Here is a 22,902-nt window from a genome sequence, read left to right on the forward strand (position 1 = left end):
TCAGACACTAACCCGCCCCTCGGACCGCGCCTCGGCGGGATCCGCGTCGTACTCCGGGCGTCGCCGCAGGCGCAGTACGCAACCGGTGAGGACCGCGCCCGCGGCGATCGCGTAGGCCGTCGTCGCCACCGGAAAACCCGGCGCTGCCCGAGCCGTCACGTAACTGGCCGCCCCCGCTCCCGCGACCGTGAGCCACTCCCAGCGCCCGTCGAGCGCCACGAGGGCGACCAGGAGCAGGGCGTACCAGGAGTATCCGGGGGTGAGGAGGAGGAAGGCCGAGCCGAGCAGCGACAGGGCTCCCGCCCAGGGCCGTTCGGGCCTCCCGCGGCGCAGGACGTACGCCGTCAGCGCCAGCAGCACGACGAGTGTCACCGGCAGGGACCAGCTCGGGGGCAGGGCGAGACGCAGCAGCGCGAAGCGGCCGCGCGCGGCGGGATCGTCGTACCCCTCCTCCTCGGTGTAACCGCCGAGGTAGCCGAACACCGAGGAGTGCGAGGCGAGCACATAGGGGAGGTAGGAGAGCGCGATCAGGCCCACCGTCGACAGCAGCACGGTGACCGGCCGCCGCCGCAGCACCGCGGGCAGCACCACGGCCGGCAGCATCTTGACCGCGACGCCTGCGCCGATCAGGGCTCCCCCCAGTACGGCCCGCAGCCCACTGATCGCGCTCTCGGAGCCGTGTCCGCCCGTCGGGTGACCCAGCTTCTCCGTGCCGTGCGCGCCTGCCGGGGCGACGAGCCGCTGAGTGCCGCGCCCGCCCGTCAGTACGCCGATCCCCGCGACCGTCAACAGGACGGCCAGCACGTCGACATGGGCGTTGTTGACCGCCTCCACGGGCAGGGCGGGGCACCACGCCCAGTACGCGGCGCCCGCCACCGAAACCGGCACCGCCGCCGGCACCGGCGCCGAGCCGGGCTCCCCGCCCGTGCCGCGCCGCCGCCGCAGGATGCGCACCAGGACGAGCGTGGTGCCCACCGCACACAGCGCGCCACCGATCTGGAGCGGCTTGATGCGGGCGGATCCGGGTGAGATCTCGTCCACCAGAAGGAAGTACGCCTCGGCCACCGGTGGGTAAATGGTGTGCACCGAAGGCCTGTTGAGGCGGGTACAGCCACCGTCGACCCGGGCATGGTCGGGCAGCGCGCACTGGGCCGGGTCCGTGGGGAACAGCCAGGGGTCGCGCAGCCCGGTCAGCTCGCGGTCGCGCGGCGCGTGGTCATAGGGGGAGATTCCGGCCGCCTGCACCCGGCCGTCCCACGCGTAGCGGTAGGAGTCGGTGCTGGTGCGCGGGGGAGCGAGCAGGCCCGTCGCGGCGATGGCGATGCCGCCCGCGACGATCAGCGCGGCCTGTCCGCGCGCCGGGACCTTGCGCAGCGACCAGGCGGCGAGGGCGAACAGCAGCCAGGAAGCCGCGTACCACCAGGAGAGCCCGCCCGGGTCGCTGTTGTAGCCGTCGTGCAGGACGGTGAGGGCGAGCACCGCGGTGAGCGCGGCGAGCAGGACGCCGGTGCGAAAGACGGGGCGAAGGGTGGATCCATGAGTCACGCCCCGAGCCTGCCAGCTCCGGGCCGCACCGCACGGCAGGCCGCCCCCGCCGTCCGCGAACCGTAAGGTTCGCCCGAACATACGGAGGCGGCCCGGCTACCCGACGCCGGTGAATTACTTCCAGCCGCCGTACGGAACGGTCAGAAGCTCCATTCCGTGTCCGGCCGGATCGGGGAAATACACCCCGCGCCCGCCGTCGTTGTGGTTGATCTCATTCGGGTGCTGCTGATGGGGATCGGCGAAGTACGCCAGCTTCATCGACTTGATCCGCTCGAATGCCGCGTCGAATTCTTCCTCCGACACGAGGAAGGCGTAATGCTGCGGCGTGATGTCCGTTCCCTCGGGTGCCGTGGCGAAATCGAGAGTGACACCGTTGCTGGTCGAGACGGGGATGAACGGCCCCCACTGCTTCCCGACCTCAAGACCCAGGATCTCGCCGAGGAATTCGGCGGAAACTTGTTTGTCGTGGGCGAAAACGATCGTGTGATTCAACTGTACGGACACGGTGGAATGCCTCCAACAGGCATCTCACAGACACCTCCATGTCTCACCCGGCCGGTGACCGACACGCGATGCTGCCCAAAGATCCTAACCACACATCCACGACCCTGTCACGGTAGTGATCGCGCCATCGCATTTCCGTGCCGGGCATCGGCGTTCGAGAACCGTAAGGTGTCGAGCCGCCCGGAGCGGCGGCTCCTCGCGGTGGGATGGGGCCATGAAGCCACGCCTCCCCGCAGTGCGGCCGCCCGCCTTCCGCGGCCGGCTGCACGACGCCCGCACGGCGACCTCGATCGGCCGCTGGCTCGGCGCCGCGATCGCGGTCTGTTTCGGCACCGGACTGGTCAGCCACTACCTCCAGCACCCACCCGGCTGGCTGGCCGACGACCTCCCCAGCCGGCCCTTGTGGGGGTACCGCCTCACCCAGGGCCTGCACGTGGCCACCGGGATCGCCGCGATCCCGCTGCTCCTGGCCAAGCTGTGGACGGTGTATCCGAGGCTGTTCGCCTGGCCCCCCGTGCGTTCCGTGCGCCACGCCCTGGAGCGGCTCTCGATCGCGGTCCTCGTCGCCGGAGCCGTCTTCGAACTGTTCACCGGGCTCCTGAACACCGTGCAGTGGTATCCCTGGCCCTTCTCCTTCGTGCCCGTGCACTTCGCCGTCGCCTGGCTGCTCGCCGGCGGGCTGCTGCTGCACATCGCCGTCAAGTACCCCGAGATCAGGGCTCATTGGCGCCGCGAGTCGCCGGGAACGCTCACCCTGCCCACGGCCGACGGCCCCGACCGGCGCTCCCTCCTGACCGGGGTCGCGGCCGCCGTGGGCGCGGTCACCCTCACCACCGTCGGCCAGTCCCTCACCCCGCTCAAGGCCTTCGACCTGCTCGCCCCGCGCCATCCCGACCACGGACCCCAGGCCCTCCCGGTCAACCGGACCGCCGCGGCGGCCGGAGTGGCTCGGGTCGACCTCTCCGCCTACCGGTTGACGGTGGCCGGGCCGAACCCGTACACCCTCACCCTGGATGAACTGGCCGCCCTCAGCCAGTACGAATCCGTCCTGCCCATCGCCTGCGTCGAGGGCTGGAGCAAGTCCGCCCACTGGAGCGGCGTCCGCATGACGGACCTGCTGCGCCGGGCCGGGGCACCGCCGGACGCGCGGGTGCGGGTGGTGTCCCTGGAGCGGTACGGCGCGTACCGCGTGATGGAGATGGGCCGCGAGTACGCCCACGACCCGCTGACCCTGCTCGCCCTCAAGCTCAACGGGCGGGTCCTGACGCCGGATCACGGCTACCCGGCCCGCATCATCGCGCCGAACCGCCCCGGCGTCCTACAGACCAAGTGGGTCAGCCGGCTGGAGGTGCTGTGATGCGAACGGCGGCCATGACGAAGGTGCGAACGGTGCTGACGCGTACGGTGCTGACGCGCAGCGCGCTCGGCGCCGTGGGGCTCGCGATGACGGGGCTCGGAGGAGTGCTGCTGTGGGGCCAGGCCACACATTGGGACGTACTGATCTGGCTGGCCGGGGCCGTCGTTCTGCACGACGGGCTGATCGCGCCACTGGTGCTCGGCGCGGGCCTGCTGCTCGGCGGCCTGAAGAACCGAGGCCTGCTGCGTGGCGCGCTGCTCACCGCCGGCTGCCTCGCCCTGATCGCGCTCCCGCTCCTCCTGCGTCCGCTTCCGACAGCCAACTCCTCCGTCCTGCCGCTGGATTACGTGCGGGGGCTCCTGCTCTCCCTGGCGGTGGTGGCTGCCCTGGCGGGGCTGATCGGCGCTGTGCGTTGGGCGAGGGGGAAGGCGAACAGGCGCCGAATCGGCCAAGGTTGAGGTGCGCGGGCGATCCGTTGAGAGACCTCTCCCGCGTCCGGACAGCCGGGCAGCCCATCAGGCCCTGTTCCGCGCCGCATCCCCCATCGGTTCCGCCGCCTCCCACACGCTCTGGAACGCCAGTCGCAGACAGGCCGCGAGCGCGGGGTGCTCGATGTACAGGGCCGTCGTGGCGCCCGTCCCCGCGACCGGGTCCGGCATGTCGCACAGCACCAACGAGGCGTCCGCGATGACCAGTTTGAGGGGAAGGTGCTGTGCGAAGCGGGCCTCCTCGCCGGCCTCGGCGAAACGACGCACGTTCTCCAGGACTTCGTCGTCGGCCAGCGCGTCGTGCGTGTAGACCGCCCGTACCGTCCCCTTGGCGCGGCGCAGTCGCCGCGTCGCCTTGATCCCGCTCGTGTTCGCGGCCGGGGCGACGAACGGAGGCATGCAGAACGTGAGGAGCTCGGAGTCGGCCTGCTCCTGGATGTCGGCGAAGCGCTCGGCGATCTGCCGCTGGTCGCGCAGTACCTCGATGTAGTCGAGCGGGTCGGTGTGGGCCCGGCCGTCCGCCCACAGGGGGAGCAGCATCGAGGTGAGACCGGCCGACACCTTCTCCAGCCGTTCCAGGGACTCCCTTTGACGGTTCATCAGGCGCGTGAGCGCGAGCTCCGGAGCGACCGCCGTGAAGGTGGCGACCCGTCCTCGGTGGGCCACCGCCAGCTGTGCGCGCACCAGGCCGTCGAGGACGTCGTAGATGCGCTGGCGCGGCACCTCCGCCTCCCGCGCCACCTGCGCCGCGGTGTAGGAGTCGCGCCTGACGAGGGCGAGGTAGACCCGTGACTCGTAGCGGGACAGACCCAGCTCGACGAGGTCGTTGACCGACCCCTCATCCGGCTCCATGCGCATCCCCGTCCAGCTCCGTGTACGTGCTCCCTCGGCAAGTTGCCCGCCACCGTATACACGTACACCCTGCTCTGAGCAGCCCTGTGATCCTTGGGAATGCGGCGGGCCGCCCCCACGGTGATCCATCCCGTTTCGAGGGAAAGGCTTTGCCTCGGGCTTGCCTAACGCTGTTGTCGCACCCGTCGGCCGTCGCTACCTTCGTCCCTGCCACCACTTGAGCGGGTGGCAGTCTTCGCGAGGTGCCACCGTCACGCACTGATCACGCAAAGCCGCACGCGCCGATCACGTGCACATGCACACACGTACCGCCGAACGTGCCGCACTCGTCACGCCGATCGCGCTTCCGCGCCCGATCGACGCTCCGCACACGCACCATGTGCTCCCGCACCACGGGCACGCGCACCATGTGCTCCCGCACCACGGGCACGCGCACCAGGTGTTCCCGCACCGCGTGCGCAGGCACCATGTGCTCCCGCACCACGTAGTACGGCGCCATGTACAGCCGTACCAGGCAGTGCCGCACCACACACAGCCGCACCACGTGCCGCCGCACCACGTAGCGCCGCACTACGGAGTGCCGTACCCCGCACTCCCGTACCCCGCACCCCCGTACCACGTACTGCCGAACGCGCCGGATCAGTTCCGCCGAACACCCAGCTCCCGGCACCTCACCGCTCGCCCCGATCCGGCGAACCAACCCCCCATGGAGGGCAGTTCCTTGTACTCGAAGAGACCCTTCGGCCTCCCCGGATTCACTCGCCGGGCCGCCACCGCCGCGCTCTCCGCGGCGGCCCTGGTCACCGGCGGCCTGATCGCCGTCGCGCCGTCCGTCGCGGCGGCCACCGACAGCGGTAGCGCCCAGCCGGCCAACGTGCAACGCCTGTGCGCCCAGCCCGACAAGGCCGGCGTGATGTCCTGCCTGGCTCTGGCGCGTACCGATGTGCAGCACCACCTCGGCATATCCCCGAACGCGGCCCCCTCCGGCTACGGCCCCACCGACCTCCAGAGCGCGTACGCCCTGCCGTCGAGTGCCGGCGCCGGTGCGACCGTCGCGATCGTGGACGCGCAGGACGACCCGAACGCCGAGTCCGACCTGGCCACATACCGTTCGCAGTACGGACTGCCCGCCTGCACCACAGCCAACGGGTGCTTCAAGAAGGTGGACCAGAACGGCGGCACCAACTACCCGACGGCGGACTCGGGTTGGGCCGGTGAGATCTCCCTCGACGTCGACATGGTCAGCGCCGTCTGCCCGCAGTGCCACATCCTGCTCGTCGAGGCGACCTCCGCGAACATGGACGACCTGGGTGCCGCGGTGAACCGCGCGGTCACCATGGGAGCCAAGTACGTCTCCAACAGCTACGGCGGCAGCGAGGACTCGACCGACCCGAGCTCCGACGCCTCCTACTTCAACCACCCGGGCGTCGCCATCACCGTCTCCTCCGGTGACAGCGGATACGGCGTCGAATACCCGGCCGCCTCCCAGTACGTGACCTCCGTCGGCGGCACCTCACTGAGCCGTGCCAGCAACACCCGCGGCTGGTCCGAGTCGGTCTGGGGCACCAGCTCCGGCGGCGAGGGCGCGGGCTCCGGCTGCTCGGCCTACGACCCGAAGCCGTCCTGGCAGAAGGACACCGGCTGCGCCAAGCGCACCGTCGCCGACGTCTCCGCGGTCGCCGACCCCAACACCGGCCTCGCGGTCTACGACAGCTACCAGGCCACCGGCTGGAACGTGTACGGCGGCACCAGCGCCTCCTCGCCGATCATCGCCAGTGTGTACGCGCTGGCCGGCACACCCGCCGCGAACACGGTCCCGGCGTCCTACCCCTACGCCCACACCTCCTCCCTCAACGACGTCACCACCGGCGCCAACGGCAGTTGCAGCCCGGCCTACCTGTGCAAGGCGGCCGCCGGCTACGACGGCCCGACCGGTCTCGGCACCCCCAACGGCACGGCGGCCTTCACCGGCGGCACGAGCACCGGCAACACCGTGTCGGTGACCAACCCCGGCAACCAGTCGACGCAGGTCAACACCGCGGTCTCGCTCCAGATCCACGCGACGGACTCCGACAGCGGCCAGTCGCTGACCTACAGCGCCACCGGCCTCCCGGCCGGCCTGTCCATCAACGCCTCCACCGGACTGATCTCCGGCACCCCGACCGCCGCCGGATCCTCCAACGTCACCGTGACCGCCAAGGACTCCACCAACGCCAGCGGCGCGACATCCTTCACCTGGAACGTCAGCACCTCGGGCGGCGGCTGCACCGCGTCGCAGCTGCTCGGCAACCCCGGCTTCGAGACCGGTAGCGCCGCACCCTGGTCAGCGACCGCGGGCGTCGTCGACAACTCCAGCGGCGAGGCCGCGCACTCCGGCTCGTGGAAGGCCTGGCTCAACGGCTACGGCACCACGCACACCGACTCGCTGTCCCAGTCGGTGACCATCCCGGCCGGGTGCCACGCGACCCTCAGCTACTACCTGCACATCGACACCAAGGAGACGACCACCACCACCGCCTTCGACAAGCTGACGGTGACGGCCGGTTCGACCACCCTGGCGAGCTACTCCAACCTCAACAAGAACACCGGCTTCACACAGAAGTCCTTCGACCTCTCCTCCTACGCGGGGCAGACGGTGACCCTCAAGTTCAACGGTGTGGAGGACAGCAGCCTGGCCACGTCGTTCGTCATCGACGACACCGCGGTCGACGTGAGCTGACCTGAACGCGCCCGAGACGGGGCGGGGTTGAACTCCCATGGGCCGAACTCCCATGGGGGTGAAGCCCCGCCCCGCCCCTTTCGCGTGTCGCGCGGTCGTCGGCCTTCCGCTAGCCGCGCCGAAGGGCCACGAACGGGCGGCCCGCCGCGGTCCAGCGGCCGGCCGGGCGCCAGCCCAGGGGACGGGCGCAGGACAGCAACGCGTTCGTGCCGAGCCGCGCCCAGGCGAAGTCGCCACCCGCCGCGCCGCGCGCGTCGCAGACCCTGACCCGCAGCCGCTCATCGATCTCGTACGGGGCCGTCTCCACCATCAACAGGCCGTCTGGCGAAACGAGTTGAGCCACGCGATCGAGGAGCTTCGCCGGGTCGCCCCCGATGCCCACATTGCCGTCCATGAGCAGCGCGGTGTCCCAGCGCCCCTCGCCGGGCAGCCGGTCGAAGACCGAGCGGCACAGCGCGCTGCCGCCCCAGTCACGGGTGCGGCGGACCGCTTCGGGGCTCACATCGACACCCAGGGCCGCGACCCCGTCGGCGGCGAGCGCGGCCACCAGGCGGCCCGGCCCGCAGCCGATGTCCAGGACCGCGCCCCGGCAGCGCCGCAGCACCGTACGGTCCGCCAAGTCGGGCTCCGCACACCAGCGTTCGACATCGAGAGGCAAGAGCCAGCCGTCGGGCCTGTGCAGGAACAGCGGGCCGCGCCCGGAGCGCAGGGCGTCGGTGTAGGGGTCGGCGTGCCAGGCGGCCGGAGCCGCGGTGGTGACCGAGAGCGCTCTCACCATGCGTGCGACCCGGGCGTCAGGGGCCCGCCCTCGGCGGACCCGGGTGTCAGGGGCTCGCCCTCGGCGGACACGGCCGTCAGGGCCTGGTGGCCCGCGGTGGGTGCGGGCGACAGCGGCTGTCCGTCCGGGGCGGGCTCGCCTGCCACGGGCTGCCGGTCCGAGGCGGCCCGGACTGCCGCGGGCCGTTCGTCCGGGGCGGGCGGGAAGGGCGAGGGCTGTGCCGTCCGGGCGGCCGAGGACCCGATCGCCGCAGGCAGAGAGGCCGTGGGGAGGACGGGGCAGTCGGGGCGGCCCGCATCGAGAGCGCGGGCGAACCGACCGTGCGGCGCGAGCCGCGCGACGAGACGCGCATCCCCCGCGGTGTCCACATCCCGCAGCCACGCCAGCTCGCGCACCACGAGCCCGGCGTCGGACAGCCGCTGCCGCTGGACGCGCCCGGTCTCGGCCACCGACATCGGCACCCCGAGCAGCAGGGCGGGGTCGGGGTCGGTCAGGCCGAGCGCCCAGAACCCACCGTCCTCCGCCGGCCCGAACCACGCCTCACCTGGACGGGGATCGGCGAGCGCGGGCGCGAGCAGGGCCGGGGTCACCTGCGGGGTGTCCATGCCGATCAGCAGCGCGGGGCCGGAGCACGCCGCGAACGCCGCCGCGATCCGCTCGTCCAGACCGCCCGCGCACTGCGGCAGCACTTCGATGCCGGGCGGAAGCCATGGCCCGGGCTCGCCGTCGAGGAAGAGCACCCTTCTGCGGACGGGGGTGGCGAGCGCCGCGTCAAGGGTGTCGGCAAGCGAGGCCTCGGCGATGCGGGCCGCCTCCTGCGGGGTGTACGGCGGGGTGAGCCGCGTCTTGACCCGGCCGGGCACCGGCGCCTTCGCCAGGATGATCAGCGTCGTACCCGGGGCCCGCCCGTCCGCCGCCGCGCTCATCGTGCGCCCGCCCGGACGCGCTCCGCCACCGGCGGCTCGGCCAGCACCTTGCGCATGTCCCGCACCGCATGCCAGGTGCCCCGCCAGGTCCCGGTCACCTTGGACTTACCGGTGCGTGGCAGATAGGGCACGTCGTACTCGGCCACGCGCCAGCCCGCGTCCGCGGCGCGCACCACCATCTGGAGCGGATAGCCGCTGCGCCGGTCGGTGAGGTCGAGCCCGAGCAGTGCCTCACGGCGCGCGGCCCGGAGCGGGCCGAGGTCGTGCAGCCGCAGCCCGGTGCGCCGCCGCAGCATGTGTGCGAGCGCCAGGTTCCCGGCCCGCGCGTGCGGCGGCCAGGCGCCGGGACCCTGCGGCCGCCGCCGGCCGAGCACCAGGTCGGCGGCGCCGGATGCCACGTCCCGTACATACCGGACGAGTTCGGCCGGATCGAGCGAGGCGTCACAGTCGCAGAAGCAGACGTACTCGGCCTCGGCGGCGAGCAGCCCGGCATGACAGGCTGCGCCGAAGCCCCGGCGCGGCTCGTGCACCACGGTCGCGCCGAGAGCGCGGGCCACATCGGGTGAACCGTCCGACGAACCGTTGTCGACGACGACGGCCCGCCAGCCGTCCGGGATCCGGGCCAGCACCCAGGGCAGCGCCTCGACCTCGTCCAGGCAGGGCAGCACGACGTCCGCGACCAGTCCGCGCGGGGCGGAGGGGGAAGGGGGAGCGGGAGTGAGCGGCGGCGACCCGGGGGTTGCGGAGGGGGATTCAGTCACGCCCTCACCGTACGAAGCCAAACCGGGCAAAACGGATTTCGGGTTCTTACGAAACGCGGACATCGCCCGGTCGAGCCCCACCCGGCCCAGCCGGACGCCTCCACTCGGTGCGATGGTGGATGCCATGCACAGCACCGAGAGCCGCATCCTGGTCGTCGACGACGATCCGACCGTAGCCGAGGTCGTCACCGGATACCTGGAACGCGCGGGCCACGCCGTCGACCTCGCCGCCGACGGCCCCGCCGCCCTGCGCGCGGCGGCCGCCCGCCGCCCCGACCTGGTGGTACTCGATCTGATGCTGCCCGGCATGGACGGCCTGGAGGTCTGCCGCCGACTGCGCGCCACGGGCCCGGTCCCCGTGATCATGCTGACCGCGCGCGGTGACGAGGACGACCGCATCCTCGGTCTGGAGATAGGTGCCGACGACTACGTGACGAAGCCCTTCAGCCCACGCGAACTCGTCCTGCGCGTCGAGTCCGTGCTGCGCCGCTCCCGCGCGGCCACGGCACACCCGGGACCACCGGTGTCCCGCGCCGGCATCACCCTCGACCCCGCCGCGCGCACCGCCGCGAAAGAAGGACGTGAACTGGCCCTGACACTAAGGGAGTTCGATCTCTTGGCCTACCTCTTGGCCCGCCCCGGCGAGGCCATCACCCGGGAGCGGCTGATGCATGAGGTGTGGGGCTGGGAGTTCGGCGATCTGTCCACGGTGACCGTCCACGTCCGCCGGCTGCGCGGCAAGATCGAATCCGATCCGGCCAAGCCGACCCTGATCCGTACGGTGTGGGGAGTCGGCTACCGCTTCGAGGGGGATGCGGGGGCGGAAGCCGGTGCGGGAGAAGCGGGAGCGGGATCCGATACGGGGGCGGACACGAAGCCGGCGGCAGGTGCGGGTGTGGGGACGGGTGTGGGGACGGGTGCGGGGACGCGCCCAGGGGTGGCTGCGGCCGGGCATGGGAGGGTGGTCGCGGGCGTCCTGAACGATGCCGGGAGCGACCTCGACCCCGGCATCGACCGCCACCTCAACACCGACCCCGGCCTCCACCGCGTCGAGCTGGGCACCGGCACCGGCCTCCACCCTGTCGAGCTCGGCACCGACACGGGCCTCCACCTCGTCGACACCGACACCGACACCGCCGCCGACCTCGACACCGGCGCACATCACGGAGTCGGCCGTGGGTGACATCCTCCTCATCGCGCTGTACGCCTTCCTCGGTGCGGCGGCCGCCGGACTGGTCGGCGCGTTCGCCCTGCGGCTGCTTCGCCACCGCTCGCTCACCGCGTCCGTGGCCGTCGTCGCGGCCGTGGCGGTCCTCGCGATGCTGGCCGGTACGCTCGCCGTGGCCTGGGCGATGCTCCTGAACTCCCACGACCTGACCGTGGTGACGGTAGTCGTCGCCATGGCAGCCGTCGCTTCCCTCGCGACCGCGCTCCTGCTCGGCCGACGCGTCGTGGCCAGCAGCCACCGCCTCGCCCTGGCTGCTCGATCGTTCGGTGACGGCGGCAGCTTCGATGCTCCGGCAGGACCCGCGACCGCCGAACTGGCCGCACTCAGCCGGGAGTTGGCGGCCACCAGTGCCAAGCTGACGGAGTCGCGCGAACGGGAGCGCGCGCTGGAAACCTCGCGCCGCGAACTCGTGGCCTGGATCTCGCACGACCTGCGCACCCCGCTCGCCGGACTCCGCGCGATGGCCGAGGCTCTGGAAGACGGCATGGCCAAGGACCCGGACCGCTACTTCCGTCAGATCAGGACCGAGGTCGAACGCCTCAACTCCATGGTGGGCGACCTTTTCGAACTCTCCCGCATCCACGCCGGAGCGCTCTCCCTCAACCCGGCCCGGATGTCCGTCCACGATCTGATCGGTGATGCTCTGGCCGGCGCGGACCCACTGGCCCGTGAACACGGCGTACGCCTCGTGGGCGAGCGCGTCGACGCGGTGCCCGTCGAGGTGGACGGCAAGGAAATGACCAGAGTCCTCGCCAACCTGCTGGTCAACGCCATCCGGCACACCCCCGCCGACGGCACGGTCGCGGTCGCCGCCGAGGGTTGCGACGGCGCGGTCACGCTCTCCGTCACGGACGGCTGTGGTGGCATCCCCGACGCCGACCTGCCCCGCGTCTTCGACACCGGCTGGCGCGGCACCGAGGCACGTACCCCGCCCGGCGGAGCCGGCCTGGGCCTCGCGATCGTCCGCGGCATAGTCGAGGCCCACTCCGGACGCGCCGAAGTACGCAACGTCGCAGGCGGCTGCCGGTTCGAACTCACCCTCCCCGCAGCCCACGCCGGAAACTGACCCTCCCCGCCCTCGCCCCGCCCTCGCCCCGCCCACTCCGGCGCGAGCAACCACACCGGCGTGCCACCACCGGGGAACGGAGCCGTGCCAGGGCGCCCCGCACGGAACAACCCTGACGCGGGGCATCCAAGCCCCGGAGCAGTCCTGGACGGGGGTAACCCTGACGCGGGTCATCCACCGGAGCAATCCTGCACGGGGGTGACCCAGACGCTGAGCGGCCCGGCGGCGGCCACTCCTACCTGGGGTCGGTCCCACCCTCAGGACGCCGGGGTGGTCCGGTGCGCACACGCCACCCGGTCGTCGGGGCTGCCGCACTGCCGGCACTCGTCTCCACCACGCTTCCCGGCCACCTCGCGCTCAAGCCCCACCCGATGGCGGTGGCCGCCGCCAGGCAGTTGCGCGGGCTAGGCTTCCGCGGTGGCGAACTCGGTCATCCCCTCGGCGAAGCCCACCGCCGGCTTCCAGCCCAGCTCACGCCGCAGCCGCGCCGAGTCCGCAGTGATGTGCCGTACGTCGCCGAGCCGGTATTCGCCCGTCACCACCGGTTCGGGGCCACCGTGCGCCGACGTCAGCGCCCGCGCCATCTCGCCCACCGTGTGCGGGGTTCCACTGCCCGTGTTGTACGCGGTGAGCGCGCCCGGCGGGCGGCCCGAGAGCGCTTCCAGGGCCACCACATTGGCCCCCGCGACATCGCGTACATGAACGAAGTCCCGACGCTGGCGGCCGTCCTCGAAGACGCGCGGCGCCTCGCCCCGTGCCAGCGACGAGCGGAAGAACGAGGCCACCCCCGCGTAGGGCGTATCGCGGGGCATCCCCGGTCCGTACACATTGTGGTAGCGCAGCGAAACCGCCCGGCCGCCGGTAGCCCGCGCCCACGCGGCAGCCAGGTGCTCCTGTGCCAGCTTGGTGGTGGCATACACGTTACGAGGGTCGGCCGGCGCCTCCTCCGCCACCAGGCCGGGGCTCAACTCGGCCTCACAGTACGGGCATTGAGGCTCGAAGCGACCTGCTTCCAGCCATTCGACCGGCCGCGGCCCGGGGCGTACGACGCCGTGCTCGGCGCACTCGTAGCGGCCCTCCCCGTAGACCACCATTGACCCTGCGAGCACCAGATCGCGTACCCCCGCGTCGGCCATCGCCGTCAGGAGCACCGCCGTGCCGAGATCGTTGCAGCTCACGTACTCGGCCGCGTCGCCGAATCCCGTTCCCAGGCCGACCATCGCGGCCTGATGGCACACCGCGTCGACTCCACGCAGCGCCCGTGCCACAACTCCCGGATCACGTACGTCGTCCCCAGGACGGACCGCCCGATCCAGGACAAAGGGCTCATGGCCGTGGGTGGCCAGGGCTGTGACAATGTGCGAGCCGATGAAGCCCGCGCCTCCCGTGACAAGTACGCGCATAGGGGAGACGCTACGGATGTGGAGCCTCTCCGTCACCACTCCACCCCGTCATGTCACCGCCCCGTAAGGAGTATTCGGACATGCCTGTTGAGCCGCTGTCGCAGAAGGACATCGAGGACCGGTTGGGCGAACTGCCCGGCTGGTCGCTGTCGGACGACCACGACCGGATCTCCCGCAGCTACCGGCTGGCGGGGCATTTCGCGGCGACGGCCATGGTCGTCCACGTCGCTCAGATCCAGGAGGAACTCGGCCATCACTCCGACCTGACCCTCGGCTACAACACGGTCGCCCTGTCTGTGAACACCCACGACGCGGGTGGCGCGCTCACCGAGCGTGACTTCCAACTGGCGCACCGCATCGAGGAGATCGCCGCCGTTCACGGCGCGGGATGACACCACCCGAAGCGGGGGAGCGCTCTCAGGGTGCCGGTGCCGGTGCCGGTGCCGGTGCCGGTGCCGGGGTCGGTGTGGGGGTCGGGGGCGGTGTCGGGAAGGGGAGGGGAGGTCGGGCCGACCCCCGTCCGACCCGACCCGACCCGTCCCGTCCCGCCCCGCCGCTGCGGGCTCAGAGCCCTGCCAGGCGCCCACCGCGGCCGCGTGCCGGGCGAACGCGGCGAAGTCACGCGGCTCCCGTCCCAGAACCCGTTTCACACCGTCCGTCGTCGACGCGTTGTGGCCGTCGAGCAGCGTGGTGAGCAGGCCGGCCAGCCACTCGGCCTCCGGTACCGGGGATTCTCGCGCCGCTTCGCCGAGTTGGTGGGGGAGCCGCCCATGGCTCACCTGACCGTCTGGCGCCTCGCCCTCGCCGCCGACCGCCTGCGTGGGACGGACGCCACCGTCGAAACCATCGCCCACCAGGTGGGCTACAGCGGCCCCTTCGCGCTGAGCGCCGCGTTCAAGCGGGTGCGTGGCATCAGGCCGCAGGAGCATCCGACACGCGGGCCGGAACCGATCGGTAGGGGTCGGGCCCGCCGACGGCGAGGGCTGTTGAGCGGCGGGTGTCGGGGGTCGAGGGGGAGTGACTTGGTGTGGGGATGGCGCGGCGAGGCGAGAGCGCTCTCACGCGCCGCGCTCGGCTTGGCGTGCTGGGAGCGCTCTCGCGCCTCGCGCAAGCTGGGAGCGCTTCCATCCGTCCGGTGAGTCGGGAGCGCTCCCACAGCCGTGCGAGGCAGGAGCGCTCTCACGATTAGGTGAACGTCGCAGACGCCCCAGCCACTTCACAGAGGGGCTCGGCGCCGCAGGGGCGGAGCCTGGTAGATGGCCGTTTCAAAGTCCTTACGAGCACGCCCAGTTCCTTCACGAACGGCGCGCAGACCTTCGCGCAGCACCTCTGCTCACACTCAAGTGTCGCCAACCCCCGCACGTATCACGCGAGTTCATTACTTGCGCAAGGGAGCAATGGATGGCGATACTCGACCCGGCGAGTTGACATGGACGCGCTGTGTGCCGGGGATCCTGGCCGCCGCGCCCGGGTCGGCGCGCCCGTGGGCCCGGTGTATGACCCGAGGCCGGGCTCAACCCCCCACAGGAGGTTGTGAGTTGAAGCAGCGATGGATGTCAGGCCGACGTGCGGCCACCGCCGCGGCGGGAGCCCTGGCGCTCGGCGCGACTCTGACCATGCAGAGTGCCGACGCGGCCCCCGCGCCGAACCCCGCCCCGTTGACCGCCGTATCGGCTGGCCGACTGGCGCACCGGATCGACACCACCCTCGCCGGTCGCACGGCCGGCTCGTACTATGACGCCAAGACCAAGAAGCTCGTGGTGAATGTGGTCGACGGCGTGACCGCCGACACCGTTCGTGCGGCGGGTGCCGAGCCTCGCACCGTCAAGCATTCGATGGCGCAACTGGATTCCACACGACAGCAGTTGAAGGCACAGGCGTCCATACCGGGCACGGCCTGGTCGATGGATCCGGTCAGTAACACGATGGTCGTCAAGGCCGACCGCACCGTCACGGGTGATCGGCTCGCACGGCTCGACAAGGTGGTCCGCGGTCTCGGTGACACGGTCACCCTGAAGAGAACAGCAGGCCGCTTCCAGCCCCTCATCGCGGGTGGCGACGCGATCTGGGGGAGCAGCGCCCGTTGCTCACTCGGCTTCAACGTCACAGTGGGCGGGCAGCCGTACTTCCTGACCGCGGGGCACTGCGGTAATGCCGTCTCCAACTGGTCCGACCAGCAAGGCGGTTCGGAGATCGGTGTCACCCAGGACTCCACGTTCCCGGGCCACGACTATGCCCTGGTGCGCTACACCAGCGGTATCGATCACCCGAGCGCGGTGGACCTGTACAACGGTTCGTCGCAGCAGATCAGCGGGGCCGGTGACGCCACCGTCGGCGAACAGGTTCAGCGCAGTGGTTCCACCACGGGCGTCAACGGCGGTCAGGTGACCGGCCTCAACGCCACCGTGACGTACCAGGAGGGCCAGGTCGACGGCCTGATCGACACCACCGTCTGCGCCGAGCCCGGCGACAGTGGCGGCTCGCTCTTCGACGGCGGTACGGCCCTCGGCCTGACCTCCGGCGGCAGCGGCGACTGCTCCTCGGGTGGGGAGACCTTCTTCCAGCCCGTCCCGGAAGCGCTCTCGGCGTACGGGGCGCAGATCGGCTGACCCCGGTCGCCCCCGGACGGGCATCCCGTGCCGCTCGACCTCCCCCCACGGCACGGGGTGCCCGTCCCACGGCTCTGTCGGGGCACCTCCTGCTTCGCTGGCGGCGCGGTCCATTCGATGTCAATGCCCTTACTGGCAAGGGGAGTTGGGCACCGCCTGGCGGATCACGTGACCAGGAACCGGAAAGGCATCCCACCTGGCACCGGTTGGTACGACAGCCCTTCAGTTCGTACAGATGCGGCGAGCCTGTGCAACGAGTCTGCGAGGCAGCTTTGGACCCGCACACGCATAGTCGATCAATAGGTCCCGGTAGGTGGTGTTCGCGAGTTCCGGCGCCAGGGCGATCAGGCTGCTCAGGTCGTCGGACGAGCCGGAAAGGCGCGTGCGGTAGGCGGCTCTCGCCGCGCGCAGGGAGATTTCGTGAGGCTCGTATTCCAGGCCCTGACCGGCGAGGCTCGCGGCTGCGGCGAAGTCGCCCTGCTCGGCGCGCACGTCGGCTAGGTCCAGGTAGAGGGACCAGTTGGCGGAGTCCAGGAACAGCGCGCTTTCGAGGGCAGCGGCAGTCTGATCCAGGTCGCCCATCACACGCCAGGTTGCCGCTCGTGCGACTGCCGTCCACATGACCCGACCGACGGCATCGGCGCGGTCGCACAGCGCGAAGGACAGGTCGTACCGACCGCAGGCCCGGGGCAGCCGGGCCATGGCGGCCAACGACTCCGGCACGGGATCCCGTTCGGACACCACGTCGAGGGCATGGAACCAGGGCGCGAACCGCTCCCGCATCTCGTCGGTGTCCAGGTCGTGACCGTAGTCCAACGTTCGCAGACACGCCTCGGCCAGCGCCGCAGCGCTCACCGCGCCGAGGAAGCGCGCATCGCCGAACCAGGGGGCAGCGCCCCATGCCACGTCGGGCCGCACCCCCGTGACCGAGCCAAGGGCCATCACCGCATTGTCCATGTCTCCTTCAAGGAAGCAGAAGTGCGCCTGCGCCAGCACAGCGCTCAAGGAGCCGTGCTTCTCCAGACCCCCCTCCAGCTCCGAGCGCCGGGCCTGCCACAACTCGGCGAGGGCGGCATACGGCTCCGGAGCTGTCGGTGCCGAGGCTATTGCTCCCACTAGAAGCTCCGCGGCGACCACTGGGCTTCCGCCGCAGTGCGCCATCACACCAGCGAGACTGACTCCCGCCGCCACCGTCTGATTCGACATCGCCAGAGAATACCCGTGGGCAGGCACGCAAAAGCGACGATCGGATCAGGAGGGAGAGCCCGCGCTCAATGCCATCCCAGGTCCCGGCAGTTGCTGGCTTGGCAGTCGAGCATAGACGCCGCAACGAGGTCGAGGGGACGGGCGGCCGGCTCAGAACTCCCGAGCCGTCGCCACCCGCTATGACAAGAGGGCCTGCGTCTTCCACGACACCGTCACAGTTGCGGTCGCTTATGGCCCCGAGTGATCCGCCGGACCGTGCCTAGGCGTCGCCCGGCAGGAGGTGCTGGGGCACGGAACGGAACGTCCAGCGGCCGGATCGTCGGGTGAACACCCACACCAGGTCGAACCGGTCGGGCCATTCCTCCGGAACTCCGGCGACCTGTGCGGCTCCCAGCGCGTCGACGATCGGCGGGATCCTGGAGTGTTCCCAGCAGATGAGTACCGGTGACGCGGCCGAGAGGGCGGCGGCGGCCAGCTCCTTCTCGCTGCCCTCGGCGAACTCCGTGTTCACCCGCACATGGAGGGCCTCACCGAGCGGTGTGACGGTCTGCCGCATCCTGTGCGCACCGGCGTGCGGGCCCAGGTCCGCCGCGGCGTAGAGCGTCGCGGGGCGGGGGAGGCCCGCCGAAGCGGCGGCGGGACGATTCGACGTGCCGGATGGCCCGGACGCACCGGCCGCAGCGCCGGCGCCTGCTGTGCCTGTTCTTTCCGCCGACGCCCTGTCCGCCGCCTCCGCACTGGCTGCCGTGCCCGCCGCACCTGCCGTGCCGGCCGCATCCACGCCCGCCGTACCCGCCGTACCCGCCGTGCCCGCCACGCCCGCCGCACCCTCCACGCCCGCCGTGTTGACCGTATGGGCGAAGAGACGGGGCAGTGCGCGAGAGCGCTCCCAGCCCTGTCGGGTCAGGGACTTCTTGTCCTGCTTGCCGGCTTCGTCGAATCCGGGGTCGCCGGAACTCGGCTTCTCGCCGTGCCGGATGATCATGATGGTGGTGTCCCGACCCGAGTCCGCCGGTGGGGCGGCTGCCGATGCGGAGTGTTCGCCGGCACTGCCGCCGCAGCCCGCCGCGACGACCGGCGCGGCCAGGGCGAGGCTCAACAGGACGGTCCGTCGGCTGGGGCCGCCGTGTGCCCGAGTCACCCTCGTACCTCTTCCCGCGATGTTCACATCTGTTCCCAGGGGAGTTTGTCAGGCCGTGGTGCTCGCGGCAAAGTACTCCAACACTGGCCACACACAAGGGAGTTATGGCCAGACCGTGCGGGACGGCAGGACGCCGCCGCCCAGGAATCCGGGCGGCGGCGTCGCGCTCGGGCCGCGTGGGTGAGGGGCCCGTCAGTGGTGGTGGCGGCTCTCGCGGGCCAGCGCGGGCACGAAGCGGGCCGCGTCGATGGTGCCGACGCCGGTCGCCATGTCGTACCCCTTCACGGCGGTGTAGCCGGTGACGCCGGCGTAGCTGTTGTTCGTGCCGTCCTTGACGTCGACGAGGCCGGAGCCCGGCTTGTAGCCCTCGTTCTTGTAGAGCGAGTACAGCGCGTCGTTGATGTTGCCCAGGCGGTGCCCGGCGGCCTGGTCGGCCAGGGCCACGATGCCGGAGAACAGCGGGCTGGCCTCGCTCGTTCCGCCGGACACGTCCCAGCCAACGGCGGTCGGGTCGTAGCTGGAGTACACCCAGGCGCCGCCGTTGACCGCGGCGGACATCGAGATGTCCGGGGTGCCGCGCCGGTTGCCGACGGACGCCCGCACGCCGTTCTGGTAGGAGGGCCGCTCGAAGACGTGCGACTGACCGCCGCCGCCCGAACCGTTGTCGTTGTACACGCTCTCAGGGCTGAGGCGGTTGCCCTTGTCGTCGAGGTGCAGCTGGGTGCCGCCGATGGAGGTGACCAGCGGGTCGGAGGAGGGCCAGGAGTTGACGCGCTCCTTGTAGTAGCCGCTGCCGTCCGCGGTGTTGTCGGTGGCGCCGCCGTCACCGGAGGAGGCGAGCACGGTCACACCGTGGTCGGCCGCGTCCTTGAAGGCGTACCGCAGTTTCTTGATGCTGGAGAAGTCGCCCTTGTCGAAGCCGGGGAACGTGTTCTCCGTGGCGCCGAAGCTCTGCGTGATGACATCGCCGACGCCGCGGTCGATGAGGTGCTTCTCCGCGTCCATCATCTCGGGCAGACCGGTGACGCCCTCGGTCTCCGCGACCGCCGTCTCCACCAGGACGATCTTCGCGTCCGGGGCCACCGCGTGCGCCATCTCGACGTCGAGGGTGGACTCACCCGCCCAGCCGGTCATGTCCTTGTTCTTCGGGTCCCACTGGGGAACGTTGCCCCACTTGACCACATCGACCTTGCTGCTGGGAATGCCGTACTGCTTGCTGTACACGTCCAGGTCGTGCTGGATCGTCGGCGAGCCGAAGGAGTCCACGATCACGATCGTGCGGCCCTTGCCGGTGATGCCCGCCTTGTAGAGCGGGTTCAGGTTGTACGCCTGGCGGTACTGCAGGGGGCCGTAGCAGGCGATCTTCCACTTGGCCTGGCACTGCTCGGTGCTGAGCGGGCCGCTGGTCGAGTGGGCGAGCAGGTGCCCGGCGACGGCCGGAACGGGCTTCACCTGCGGGGCGGCAGGTGCGGCGGTGGCGGACCCGGACAGCGGGGTGGCTATCACCGCGGCGGCGGCAAGGGCGGTGGCCCCAACTGTCGCAGCTGCGGTACGAGTCCGGGGGCGGGCTATGCGCATGAAGGCTCCCTGAGTGGGGGTGAGGCCGCACGGGGCGGTCTTCGCGATCCCATCGGGAAGGTCATGGGCAGGACAAGAGCATTTAGCGCTTGATGCCGAACGCTTTGCCTGGATGGCGCACTTGAATGAACATTCTTGGTTGGGAGCTGACCAACCAACGTCGGAAACCGACAAAAAGGCCGAGGTGGCGGCCGGTGAACCACGCAAGCCCGGACGTGGCAAAAGGGGCGCCGCTCGACCGGAGTCGGACGACGCCCCCTCGTGACGCGCTGGTCAGCGCGGGTGCTCAGGCGCCGAGGTTGAACTCCGACGGGTTCGGACCCAGGCGCTTGCCCTCGTCGAGCGCGGCGAGCGCGGCCAGGTCGTCCGCGTCGAGCTCGAAGCCGAAGACGTCGATGTTCTCCTTGATGCGTGACGGCGTCACGGACTTCGGGATCACCACGTTGCCGATCTGGAGGTGCCAGCGCAGCACCACCTGAGCAGGGGTGCGGTCGTGCTTCCGTGCGATCGCGACCACGGTCGGAACCTCAAGGAGGCCTCGGCCCTGACCGAGCGGCGACCAGGCCTCGGTCGCGATGGAGTGCTTGGCGTGCAGGGCGCGCGACTCCGTCTGCGCGAGCTGCGGGTGGAGCTCGATCTGGTTGACGGCGGGGACCACCGAGGTCTCGCCGAGCAGCCGTTCCAGGTGCTCCGGCTGGAAGTTGGAGACGCCGATGGACCGGGCGCGACCGTCCTTGAGGATCTTCTCGAACGCCTTGTACGTGTCGACGTACGCGTCCTTGGCCGGGACCGGCCAGTGGATCAGGTACAGGTCGACGTAGTCGAGGCCGAGCTTGTCGAGCGAGGCGTCGAAGGCGCGCAACGTCGAGTCGTAACCCTGCTCCGAGTTCCAGAGCTTCGTCGTGATGAAGAGCTCTTCACGGGCTACCCCGGAGGAGGCGACGGCCTTGCCGGTGCCCCTCTCGTTCTCGTAGATCGCGGCGGTGTCGATGCTCCGGTACCCGGACTCGATGGCCGTGGCGACCGCCTTCGCGGCTTCGTCGTCCGGCACCTGCCAGACGCCGAAACCGAGCTGCGGCATCTCGACGCCGTTGTTGAGGGTGATGGAGGGGACCTTGCTCACGAGCGGTCGATCCTTACGTCGTCGGTTGGTACTCCCCTCGTCAACGAACGAGCGGAGCGTCGCATTCCCAACGAGCCGCCCGATTCGCGGTCGCCGTGTGCCCGCCCCGCCCTGCCCCGAGCCGCCGCGAGCCGCCCGCCCCGTCCCCGGGCGGACCTCCTGTCCCGCCCGGGAGCAGCCCCGCACTCGCCCCGTCCCGCCGGGAGTCGCGCGATGCCGCCCCAGACGGTTGTCAGGTCGTCCGACGCGGCTCCGGTCTTCTTGGTCCAGCTTGGTCCCAACCATTGACCGTGACCCGACAAGACGCAACTCTAAGGCAGCTGCCTGAACATCGAGCACCCATGTGAACGGCATCTCTGGACCCGCACGCTCAACTCGCGTGGAAGGAACCCCCCCATGAACGCTGCCTTGCCCCCGCGCCGACTCGTCCCGGCCCTGAGCGCTCTCGGCTGTCTGCTTCTGCCCCTGCTCGCCACGGCTCCCCAGACCGCCGCGGCCGTCGCGCCCACCGCCCCCAGCGCGGAGGCTGCCCCGGCGGTGGCCGGCGCGATGGCGGCCGCCCCGTACGAATACCTCGGCTGGGGCAACCCGCAGAAGCCGACCGATGTGATGGCGGCGACCGGCGTCAAGTGGTTCACGCTGGCGTTCGTCCTGTCCGACGGGGGCTGCAACCCTAAGTGGGACGGCTCGCGAGCCCTGACCGGCGGCTCCGATGAGAGCGCGATCAAATCCATTCGCGGGGCGGGCGGTGACGTGGTCGTCTCCGTCGGCGGCTGGAGCGGCAACAAGCTGGGCGAGAAGTGCTCCAGCGCCTCGGCGCTCGCCGGTGCCTACCAGAAGGTCATCGACGCGTACCACCTCAAGGCGCTGGACATCGATATCGAGGACACCGAGTTCTCCAACGCCACCGTGCGGCAGCGGGTGGTGAGCGCGCTCAAGATCGTCAAGACGAGCAACCCCGGGATCGTCACATACGTGACCATGGGCACCACGACGAACGGGCCCGACGGCAACGGCAAGGACCTCATCAACAAGGGAGCCGCCGCAGGTCTCGCCAACGACGGCTGGACGATCATGCCCTTCGACTTCCAGGGCCACAGCGGCACCATGGGCGCCGTCACGGTGAGCGCTCTTGAGGGACTCAAAGCGGCCGTGAAGAGCGCCTATGGCTACAGCGACGACGCCGCCTACCGCCACATCGGCGTCTCCTCCATGAACGGCAAGACAGACGAGTCCGACGAAACCGTCTCCACGAACGACTTCCAGACCATCCTCGGCTATGCCAAGCAGCACCACATGGCGCGCTTCACCTTCTGGGCGGTCAACCGGGACCGCCAGTGCGGTTCGGGCGGGGACGCCGGAAGTTCGTGCAGCGGGATCGGCCAGTCCCCGTACGCCTTCACCAAAATCGTTGCGCAGTACGCGGGTTGAGGGAATGCCGTGGGCGGCCAGGTGCACCCGGCTCGCCGCCCACGGCACGCGATCCGGTAGCCGAGCCCGGTGTCGGGTGGTGCGTGGCGCGGCGCGGTGTGGTGTGGCATCGGCAGCCGCAGTCGCAGCCGCAGTCGCAGCCGCAGTCGCAGACGCACTCGGCCGAGCAGCTTGAGCACGGGCCATC

18 protein-coding genes and 4 pseudogenes are annotated in these 22,902 nt (G+C 70.9%); 9 read left to right on the forward strand and 13 right to left on the reverse strand.

What is annotated here, in order from left to right:
* Together ACFYNP_RS05295 and ACFYNP_RS05300 are read right to left on the reverse strand one after the other, a co-directional pair.
* Entirely contained in the window at nucleotides 1-1,545 is a 1,545-nt protein-coding gene (locus tag ACFYNP_RS05295) for a glycosyltransferase family 87 protein (protein WP_388782807.1), read from the reverse strand.
* A 114-nt stretch (nucleotides 1,546-1,659) separates the two neighbouring features.
* On the reverse strand, nucleotides 1,660-2,049 hold the full coding sequence (locus ACFYNP_RS05300) for a VOC family protein (RefSeq protein WP_388404081.1): 390 nt from the start codon (nucleotides 2,047-2,049) through the stop codon (nucleotides 1,660-1,662).
* Nucleotides 2,050-2,263: 214 nt separating this feature from the next.
* Between ACFYNP_RS05300 and ACFYNP_RS05305 the strand changes: the two genes are divergently transcribed.
* On the forward strand, nucleotides 2,264-3,406 hold the full coding sequence (locus ACFYNP_RS05305) for a molybdopterin-dependent oxidoreductase (protein ID WP_388782809.1): 1,143 nt from the start codon (nucleotides 2,264-2,266) through the stop codon (nucleotides 3,404-3,406).
* Nucleotides 3,407-3,438: 32 nt separating this feature from the next.
* Nucleotides 3,439-3,864 (forward strand): hypothetical protein, encoded by a 426-nt coding sequence (locus ACFYNP_RS05310; RefSeq protein WP_388782812.1) that lies wholly within the window; start codon nucleotides 3,439-3,441, stop codon nucleotides 3,862-3,864.
* Between the two features lie 57 nt (nucleotides 3,865-3,921).
* Here the strand turns inward: ACFYNP_RS05310 and ACFYNP_RS05315 are convergent, their stop codons facing one another.
* Entirely contained in the window at nucleotides 3,922-4,746 is an 825-nt protein-coding gene (locus ACFYNP_RS05315; RefSeq protein ID WP_388404089.1) for a TrmB family transcriptional regulator, read from the reverse strand.
* Nucleotides 4,747-5,008: 262 nt separating this feature from the next.
* Nucleotides 5,009-5,317 carry a hypothetical protein gene (locus ACFYNP_RS05320; RefSeq protein ID WP_388404092.1) on the reverse strand — a complete coding sequence of 103 codons (309 nt, stop codon included), beginning with the start codon at nucleotides 5,315-5,317 and terminating at the stop codon, nucleotides 5,009-5,011.
* A gap of 135 nt (nucleotides 5,318-5,452) precedes the next feature.
* Here ACFYNP_RS05320 and ACFYNP_RS05325 point away from each other — a divergent pair, with 135 nt between their 5' ends.
* Nucleotides 5,453-7,465: a putative Ig domain-containing protein gene (locus tag ACFYNP_RS05325; protein WP_388782815.1), complete on the forward strand. Its 2,013-nt coding sequence runs from the start codon at nucleotides 5,453-5,455 to the stop codon at nucleotides 7,463-7,465.
* Between the two features lie 109 nt (nucleotides 7,466-7,574).
* Here the strand turns inward: ACFYNP_RS05325 and ACFYNP_RS05330 are convergent, their stop codons facing one another.
* From ACFYNP_RS05330 to ACFYNP_RS05340, 3 genes and pseudogenes are all read right to left on the reverse strand, one after another.
* A complete protein-coding gene (locus tag ACFYNP_RS05330) occupies nucleotides 7,575-8,243 on the reverse strand; it encodes a class I SAM-dependent methyltransferase (RefSeq protein WP_388782818.1) in 669 nt (222 codons plus the stop codon).
* 299 nt (nucleotides 8,244-8,542) lie between these two features.
* A pseudogene (locus ACFYNP_RS05335) lies at nucleotides 8,543-9,169 on the reverse strand (DUF2064 domain-containing protein); the annotation flags it as partial.
* Nucleotides 9,166-9,930, reverse strand: a complete 765-nt coding sequence (locus ACFYNP_RS05340; protein WP_388782821.1) for a glycosyltransferase family 2 protein — start codon at nucleotides 9,928-9,930, stop codon at nucleotides 9,166-9,168. The pseudogene ACFYNP_RS05335 and the gene ACFYNP_RS05340, both read right to left, overlap by 4 nt.
* Before the next feature lie 112 nt (nucleotides 9,931-10,042).
* Between ACFYNP_RS05340 and ACFYNP_RS05345 the strand changes: the two are divergent.
* Together ACFYNP_RS05345 and ACFYNP_RS05350 are read left to right on the forward strand one after the other, a co-directional pair.
* Nucleotides 10,043-10,816: pseudogene (locus ACFYNP_RS05345) on the forward strand (response regulator transcription factor); the annotation flags it as partial.
* A 289-nt stretch (nucleotides 10,817-11,105) separates the two neighbouring features.
* Nucleotides 11,106-12,224 (forward strand): sensor histidine kinase, encoded by a 1,119-nt coding sequence (locus ACFYNP_RS05350; protein ID WP_388782824.1) that lies wholly within the window; start codon nucleotides 11,106-11,108, stop codon nucleotides 12,222-12,224.
* Between the two features lie 404 nt (nucleotides 12,225-12,628).
* On the opposite strand, the gene ACFYNP_RS05355 is transcribed toward ACFYNP_RS05350, so the two are convergent.
* Nucleotides 12,629-13,627, reverse strand: a complete 999-nt coding sequence (locus ACFYNP_RS05355) for an NAD-dependent epimerase/dehydratase family protein (protein ID WP_388782827.1) — start codon at nucleotides 13,625-13,627, stop codon at nucleotides 12,629-12,631.
* An 80-nt stretch (nucleotides 13,628-13,707) separates the two neighbouring features.
* Here ACFYNP_RS05355 and ACFYNP_RS05360 point away from each other — a divergent pair, with 80 nt between their 5' ends.
* The gene (locus ACFYNP_RS05360) at nucleotides 13,708-14,019 is read left to right on the forward strand and encodes a 4a-hydroxytetrahydrobiopterin dehydratase (protein WP_388404109.1); all 312 of its coding nucleotides are present in this window, start codon (nucleotides 13,708-13,710) and stop codon (nucleotides 14,017-14,019) included.
* A gap of 180 nt (nucleotides 14,020-14,199) precedes the next feature.
* Here the strand turns inward: ACFYNP_RS05360 and ACFYNP_RS05365 are convergent.
* Nucleotides 14,200-14,352 (reverse strand): annotated as a pseudogene (locus tag ACFYNP_RS05365) (NmrA family transcriptional regulator); the annotation flags it as partial.
* 9 nt (nucleotides 14,353-14,361) lie between these two features.
* Here ACFYNP_RS05365 and ACFYNP_RS05370 point away from each other — a divergent pair.
* Nucleotides 14,362-14,565: pseudogene (locus tag ACFYNP_RS05370) on the forward strand (helix-turn-helix domain-containing protein); the annotation flags it as partial.
* Between the two features lie 615 nt (nucleotides 14,566-15,180).
* The gene (locus tag ACFYNP_RS05375) at nucleotides 15,181-16,236 is read left to right on the forward strand and encodes a S1 family peptidase (RefSeq protein ID WP_388782830.1); all 1,056 of its coding nucleotides are present in this window, start codon (nucleotides 15,181-15,183) and stop codon (nucleotides 16,234-16,236) included.
* 222 nt (nucleotides 16,237-16,458) lie between these two features.
* Here the strand turns inward: ACFYNP_RS05375 and ACFYNP_RS05380 are convergent, their stop codons facing one another.
* The 4 genes from ACFYNP_RS05380 to ACFYNP_RS05395 all read right to left on the reverse strand — a co-directional run bounded on the left by ACFYNP_RS05380 (nucleotide 16,459) and on the right by ACFYNP_RS05395 (nucleotide 21,284).
* Complete coding sequence (locus ACFYNP_RS05380; protein ID WP_388782832.1) at nucleotides 16,459-17,442, reverse strand: tetratricopeptide repeat protein; 984 nt, start codon at nucleotides 17,440-17,442, stop codon at nucleotides 16,459-16,461.
* Nucleotides 17,443-17,701: 259 nt separating this feature from the next.
* Nucleotides 17,702-18,583, reverse strand: a complete 882-nt coding sequence (locus tag ACFYNP_RS05385; protein WP_388782833.1) for a hypothetical protein — start codon at nucleotides 18,581-18,583, stop codon at nucleotides 17,702-17,704.
* Nucleotides 18,584-18,775: 192 nt separating this feature from the next.
* Nucleotides 18,776-20,161, reverse strand: coding sequence for a S8 family serine peptidase (locus ACFYNP_RS05390; protein ID WP_388782835.1), 1,386 nt, complete (start codon nucleotides 20,159-20,161; stop codon nucleotides 18,776-18,778).
* Nucleotides 20,162-20,447: 286 nt separating this feature from the next.
* Nucleotides 20,448-21,284, reverse strand: coding sequence for an aldo/keto reductase (locus ACFYNP_RS05395; protein ID WP_388404121.1), 837 nt, complete (start codon nucleotides 21,282-21,284; stop codon nucleotides 20,448-20,450).
* Between the two features lie 396 nt (nucleotides 21,285-21,680).
* On the opposite strand from ACFYNP_RS05395, the gene ACFYNP_RS05400 reads away from it, so the two are divergent.
* Nucleotides 21,681-22,715, forward strand: coding sequence for a chitinase (locus ACFYNP_RS05400; RefSeq protein WP_388782838.1), 1,035 nt, complete (start codon nucleotides 21,681-21,683; stop codon nucleotides 22,713-22,715).
* Nucleotides 22,716-22,902: the final 187 nt, after the last annotated feature.

This window comes from Streptomyces sp. NPDC006691, assembly GCF_042869955.1.
In the GTDB taxonomy this organism is placed as follows: Bacteria; Actinomycetota; Actinomycetes; order Streptomycetales; family Streptomycetaceae; genus Streptomyces.

Coding starts and splice junctions, on each gene's coding strand:
- ACFYNP_RS05305 (WP_388782809.1), top strand. CDS start 2,264: ATGAAGCCACGCCTCCCCGCAGTGCGGCCGCCCGCCTTCCGCGGCCGG.
- ACFYNP_RS05315 (WP_388404089.1), bottom strand. CDS start 4,746: ATGGAGCCGGATGAGGGGTCGGTCAACGACCTCGTCGAGCTGGGTCTG.
- ACFYNP_RS05325 (WP_388782815.1), top strand. CDS start 5,453: ATGGAGGGCAGTTCCTTGTACTCGAAGAGACCCTTCGGCCTCCCCGGA.
- ACFYNP_RS05330 (WP_388782818.1), bottom strand. CDS start 8,243: ATGGTGAGAGCGCTCTCGGTCACCACCGCGGCTCCGGCCGCCTGGCAC.
- ACFYNP_RS05355 (WP_388782827.1), bottom strand. CDS start 13,627: ATGCGCGTACTTGTCACGGGAGGCGCGGGCTTCATCGGCTCGCACATT.
- ACFYNP_RS05360 (WP_388404109.1), top strand. CDS start 13,708: ATGCCTGTTGAGCCGCTGTCGCAGAAGGACATCGAGGACCGGTTGGGC.
- ACFYNP_RS05375 (WP_388782830.1), top strand. CDS start 15,181: ATGTCAGGCCGACGTGCGGCCACCGCCGCGGCGGGAGCCCTGGCGCTC.
- ACFYNP_RS05380 (WP_388782832.1), bottom strand. CDS start 17,442: ATGTCGAATCAGACGGTGGCGGCGGGAGTCAGTCTCGCTGGTGTGATG.
- ACFYNP_RS05390 (WP_388782835.1), bottom strand. CDS start 20,161: ATGCGCATAGCCCGCCCCCGGACTCGTACCGCAGCTGCGACAGTTGGG.
- ACFYNP_RS05400 (WP_388782838.1), top strand. CDS start 21,681: ATGAACGCTGCCTTGCCCCCGCGCCGACTCGTCCCGGCCCTGAGCGCT.